The organism is Dietzia sp. NPDC055343 (assembly GCF_053645265.1).
This window is the reverse complement of the sequence record NZ_JBSHMJ010000120.1, coordinates 1-2073: the sequence shown is the minus strand read 5'-3', so window position 1 is coordinate 2073 and position 2073 is coordinate 1. Positions and strand designations below refer to the sequence as shown.

At 69.7% G+C, this 2073-nt stretch carries 2 protein-coding genes; both read left to right on the top strand.

The genetic code is table 11. The features are described from left to right. On the top strand, window positions 1-828 hold an 828-nt coding region (locus ACWIE7_RS18940), incomplete at its 5' end, for an Ig-like domain-containing protein (protein WP_454070295.1). Between the two features lie 103 nt (window positions 829-931). Further along, a partial coding sequence (locus ACWIE7_RS18935; RefSeq protein WP_454070294.1) for an aldehyde dehydrogenase family protein occupies window positions 932-2073 on the top strand: 1142 nt, incomplete at its 3' end.

The following is a 2073-nucleotide window of genomic DNA, read 5'->3' as shown; positions in this document are numbered from 1 at the left end:
GTGCTGTGCACCGGTCAGGTCGCGGCCGACGGCACCGTGGAGTGCCCGTGGACGCCGACCTCGACCGGCACCGTCCAGGTGACCGCGCACTACGCGGGCGACGCCACCACCAGCGCCTCCGACTCGGCCTCCGCCACCACCATTACGGTGGTCGAGGCCCCGGACACCGAGGCCCCCGCGGCGCCTACCGGGATCACGGTCGCGCCGCAGCCGGCCACGGTCGGCCAGACGGTCACCGTCAGCGGGCAGGCCGAGACGGGCTCCGAGGTATCGGTGAAGGTCGGGGGAGAGGACGCCTGCGAAGGATCCGCGACCGGCGGAACCTTTACCTGCGAGTTCATCGCTAAAGAGGGCATGGACGGCCAGCAGGTGACGGTGACCGCTACCGATGCGGCCGACAACACCTCGGACACGGGCAACGGTGGAACACTGCAGGTCGACCCGGCCGTGGTTGATCCGACCGAGCCGACCATCACTGTGACCCCGGCGCAGCCGGTCGCCGGGCAGAAAGTCGAGATCGAGGTCACCGGTGACGCGGGCGAGGAGGTGGTGATCATCTCCGGCGATCGCGAGATCTGCCGCGTCACGCTCGACGAGGACGGGAACGCCACCTGCGAGTGGACCCCCGCGGCGGAGGGGCAGACCGTCCTCAAGGTCACGGTGGGTGACCAGACGGTGGAGAAGACCGTCACCGTCCGGCCCGCGAGCGGAGGTGGTGGCGACCCCAACGGCTCCGGCTCGCTCGACTCCGGCTCCCTCGGCAGCCTCGTCGGCGGGACCGGCGGAACGAGTGGATCGCTCGGGTCACTGAGCTCGCTCGGGGGCTGATATTGCGCAACCCGAGGGCCCGCCTTCTCAACCGGAGAAGGCGGGCCCTCGTCGTCGTCACCTCCTACCCCCGCCGCGCGAGAACACGTTCTACCCTGGGGGCATGGTCACCACACCCACCGCCCGCGACCTCACCCTCGCCCAGATCCTCGAGCGGCAGCAGCAGGCGTTCCTCGCCGACCCGCAGCCCAGCGCCAAGGTCCGTCGTGACCGGATCCTGCGGCTCAAGCGGCTCATCCTGGACAACGCGGCCGAGCTCACCGAGGCGATGCGCGAGGACTACGGCTCCCGGCCCGAGACCCTGTCGACGCTCACCGACATCGCATCCTCGATGCCGGACCTGGACCACCAGCGCCAGAACGTCAAGAAGTGGATGAAGCCCACCCGCATCTCCCGCGCGCTCGACAAACTGGGCTTCCAGCAGGAGGTCCGGCACGACCCCAAGGGCGTGGTGGGGATCATCGGGCCCTGGAACTTCCCGCTCTACCTCACGATCGTCCCGGCCGGGTCCGCGCTGGCCGCCGGTAACCGTGTGATGATCCGGCCCTCCTCCGTCACGGCCCGCACCACCGAGGTGCTGTGCAGGCGAGCGCCCGACTACTTCTCCGTGGACGAGCTGGCCATCGCCGGCCCCGAACACGGCCGCGGGGCCGACTTCTCCAAGCTGGCCTACGACCACCTGTTCTTCACCGGCTCACCGGGTGTGGGTAAGTCCGTCGCCAAGGACGCCGCCGAGAACCTCACCCCGGTGACGCTCGAGCTGGGCGGCAAGAACCCGGTGGTCGTGGACACCTCCGCCGACGTCGAGCGGGCAGCGCGTAACATCGCCTCGGCCCGACTGGTCAACGGCGGTCAGGTCTGCATGTGCCCGGACTACGTGTTCGTGCACGACGACCACTACGACGAGTTCTGCGACACCGTGCTGGACCAGTGGCGTCGCACCCTGCCGGCAATCGTCGGCAACCCGGACTACACGGCCACGGTCAACACCTCGAACTACGAGCGGATCGTCGGGCTGGTGGACGACGCCGTGGTCAAGGGCGCGACCAAGCGGGACGCCACGCCGACGGGGGAGCGGTTGCCGGACGCGCTCACCCGGAAGATCGCGCCCACCCTGCTCACCGGGGTGACGCCCGAGATGGCCATCGACTCCGACGAGGTGTTCGGCCCCGTCCTCACCGTGTTCCGCTACTCGAGCATCGACGAGGCCATCCGGTACATCAACGACCGGCCCAGCCCGCTCGT